4 protein-coding genes are annotated in these 3,184 nt (G+C 68.8%); 2 read left to right on the top strand and 2 right to left on the bottom strand.

Annotated elements, in window-relative coordinates:
- Positions 1-415 (bottom strand): hypothetical protein (locus C5O18_RS07840; protein WP_146089282.1); only part of this gene is annotated, 415 nt, incomplete at its 3' end.
- Between the two features lie 104 nt (positions 416-519).
- A complete protein-coding gene (suhB, locus tag C5O18_RS07835; RefSeq protein WP_105192942.1) occupies positions 520-1,335 on the bottom strand; it encodes an inositol-1-monophosphatase in 816 nt (271 codons plus the stop codon).
- Positions 1,336-1,392: 57 nt separating this feature from the next.
- Here suhB and C5O18_RS07830 point away from each other — a divergent pair, with 57 nt between their 5' ends.
- Both C5O18_RS07830 and cysE read left to right on the top strand, forming a co-directional pair.
- Positions 1,393-2,223, top strand: coding sequence for an RNA methyltransferase (locus tag C5O18_RS07830; RefSeq protein WP_105192940.1), 831 nt, complete (start codon positions 1,393-1,395; stop codon positions 2,221-2,223).
- A gap of 49 nt (positions 2,224-2,272) precedes the next feature.
- Entirely contained in the window at positions 2,273-3,043 is a 771-nt protein-coding gene (cysE, locus tag C5O18_RS07825) for a serine O-acetyltransferase (protein ID WP_105192938.1), read from the top strand.
- Positions 3,044-3,184: the final 141 nt, after the last annotated feature.

Below are 3,184 nucleotides of genomic sequence, written 5' to 3'. Positions count from 1 at the left end.
TCACCGACAGCGTCGCCGCGCCGGCGCAGACGCCGAAGTAGATCATGCCGATCAGCAGGCTCTGGTTGGGGTACTGGGGCTGCATGAGCAGGCTGCAGCTGCCCCAGACCACGGCTACCGTGGCGCCGTAGCACAGGCCCTGGAGCTCGGCCCGGCGCAGGGTGGCGGGATCGAGCGTCTGGCGCAGTCGCTGTCGCCAGGTGCGGCAGTAGAGATGGCCTGCCAGTGTCGATGCCGCCGCGAGGGCGAGCCAGCCGGCCAGCAGCGGCCAGGGCACGGTATTGCGGCAGGTGAGCGCGATCAGCAGGGCCAGCAGCAGCGAGAACGACGGCTTCAGGCTGTCGAGGCCGAGTGCCAGCAGAGCCTGCTGTATGCCCGCCGGATAGCGGTGGTGATTGAAGAGGCCTTGTTTCATGAGCACGCCCGGTGCCTGTTCCAGGGCCTTACAGTGACGCCGCCGTGGCGGCGCCGCAACCCTGCCGGCGAGGGGTGCCGGCAGCGTCGCGGAGTGCGCGGCGGTCAGCGCCTCAGCGCTTCCGGCAGGTGCGGCGAGAGGGTGGTGAGCAGGCCCTTGAGCACCTTGGGATTGCCGGCCACGATGTTGCCGCTCTGCAGGTAGCCGTGGCCGCCGACGAAGTCGGACACCAGGCCGCCGGCCTCGCGGATGATCAGTTCGCCGGCGGCGATGTCCCACGGCGCCAGGCCGAACTCGAAGAAGCCGTCGAGACGGCCGGCGGCGACATAGGCCAGGTCCAGCGAAGCGGCGCCGGCGCGGCGCAGGCCGGCGGTCTGCGAAGCCACGGCCTTGAACATGCCGAGGTAGCCGTCCATCGCGTGCATCTGGTCGGGGCGGAACGGGAAGCCGGTGCCGATCAGCGCGCCATCGAGGCTGCGGCGGTCGGACACGCGCAGGCGGCGGCCGTTCATGGCGGCACCGCTGCCGCGGCTGGCGGTGAAGGCTTCGCGCTTGAGCGGGTCCAGCACCACGGCGTGCTCGGTCACGCCCTTGCACTGCACGGCGATCGACACCGCGTACTGCGGGAAACCGTGGATGAAGTTGGTGGTGCCGTCGAGCGGATCGATGATCCAGAGCCAGTCCTGTCCCTCGCCCTTGCCTTCGCTGCGGCCCGACTCCTCGGCCTGGATGCCGTGCGTCGGGTAGGTCTTGCGCACGAATTCGACGATGGCGCGTTCGGCGGCGCGGTCGACCTGGGTCACGTAATCGTTGAGGCCCTTGGCCTGCACATCGACCAGGTCAAGGCGGTCGGCGGCCTTGGCGATGATGTCGCCTGCCTGATTGGCGGCGCGCAGCGCCATGGTCAGCATGGGTTGCATGGAGACGGACTCTGTATAAAGAACGGTTGAGCCGCGTAGTGTAACATAGCCGGCCTTATGAACATCCCGACCCGCATCATTCTCGTCAACACCACGCTGCCGGCCAACATCGGCTCGACCGCGCGCGCCATGAAGACCATGGGCCTGTCCGATCTGGTCCTCGTGGATCCCAAGCTGTTCCCGCATGCCGAAGCCACCGCGCTGGCTTCCGGCGCCTCCGACCTGCTGGCTTCGGCCCGGGTCGTGGCGACGCTGGAAGAGGCCATCGCCGACTGCCAGCTGGTGTTCGGCACCAGCGCGCGCAACCGCACCATCAACATCGCCCAGGTCGATGCCCGCTCGGCCGGCCGCATCGCGCAGGAGCAGGGTGCCGCCGGCGCGAAGGTGGCGTTCGTGTTCGGGCGCGAGGACCGCGGCCTGACCAACGAGGAGCTGCAGCTCTGTCACGGCCATGTCTTCATTCCCACCGACAGCGAGTACGGTGTGCTCAATGTCGCGGCGGCCGTGCAGGTGCTGGCCTACGAGGCGCGCATGGCGCATCTGGAGGTCGCCGGCGACGGCCGGGATGCAGCTCCCGCCATCCTGCCGGCCCTGCGCAACCAGCCGGCGCCGGTGGCGCAGATGCCGGTTAGCTTCGTGCCCTGGGAAGAGGAGCTGGTCTCCGGCGAGGACATGGCGCGCTTCTACGAGCACTGCGAGCAGACACTGGTTGCAGTCGGCTTCCTGGACCCTGACAATCCGCGTCAGATCATGACGCGTTTGCGACGCCTTTATGGCAGGACGCGTCTTGACCGGCCGGAGTACAACCTGCTGCGCGGTTTCTTCAAGCGCGTGCTGGAGCTGGCCGCCGCCACGGCATCGGAGCCGTCCGGCCGGCGCCCGCGCTGAGGCGGCGCGCGCCGGTGCACTGGCGGATCATCCGCATTCAGGAGTCACGATGTTCGCGCGTATCCGGGAAGACATAGATTCGGTTTTCGCCCGCGATCCGGCCGCACGCACGCGGCTGGAGGTCCTGCTCAACTATCCCGGCCTGCACGCCGCGGTCCTGCACCGCTGGGCGCACTGCCTGTGGCTGGCGGAGTGGAAGGGGCTGGCGCGCTTCATCTCCAGCATTTCGCGCTTCCTCACCGGCATCGAGATCCATCCCGGTGCCAGGATCGGCCGGCGCTTCTTCATCGACCACGGCATGGGCGTGGTGATCGGCGAGACCGCCGAGATCGGCGACGATGTCACGCTCTACCACGGTGTCACCCTGGGCGGCACCTCCTGGGATGCCGGCAAGCGCCATCCGACGCTGGAGGATGGCGTGGTGGTCGGCGCCGGTGCCAAGGTGCTGGGGCCCATCATCATCGGTCGCGGTGCCCGCATCGGCTCCAACGCCGTGGTGGTGAAGCCGGTGCCCGAGGGCGCGACGGTGGTCGGCCCCGCCGGGCGTGTGGTGGTCCGCCAGCCGGATGATGCCCGCGAGCAGGCGCGTCGCGACTACGCCGCGAAGATCGGCTTCCAGGCCTACGCGGCCACGCCGGACCTGCCCGACCCGGTGATCGCCGCCATGCGTGACCTGCTCGACCATCTGCAGGCCAGCGATGCCCGCATGGACAGGCTCTGCCAGACACTGCGCGACGCCGGCATCGATGTCTGCAACCAGCGGCCCGATGCCATCAGCGCGGAAACGCTGGCGACGGTGCAGGAGCAGCGATCGCACTGAGCGAGCGCGCTCCTCCTTTCGTGGCCTGCGTCAGTCCTGGCGGGTCTCGAACGTCGCAAGCCCCTCGTTGGTGGCGCCGTAGAAGCCGGAGAAATACACCGTCAGTTGACCGCTGGAAGGCTGGTAGCGCAGGTTCAGTGC

It is taken from the genome of Amnimonas aquatica (assembly GCF_002943415.1).
GTDB classification, from domain to species: domain Bacteria; phylum Pseudomonadota; class Gammaproteobacteria; order Pseudomonadales; family Moraxellaceae; genus Perlucidibaca; species Perlucidibaca aquatica_A.
This window is presented reverse-complemented; position numbering and strand designations above follow the sequence as displayed.

Bases quoted from the DNA above. Each gene is read 5' to 3' on its own strand.
- suhB (WP_105192942.1), bottom strand. From the start codon at position 1,335: ATGCAACCCATGCTGACCATGGCGCTGCGCGCCGCCAATCAGGCAGGC.
- C5O18_RS07830 (WP_105192940.1), top strand. From the start codon at position 1,393: ATGAACATCCCGACCCGCATCATTCTCGTCAACACCACGCTGCCGGCC.
- cysE (WP_105192938.1), top strand. From the start codon at position 2,273: ATGTTCGCGCGTATCCGGGAAGACATAGATTCGGTTTTCGCCCGCGAT.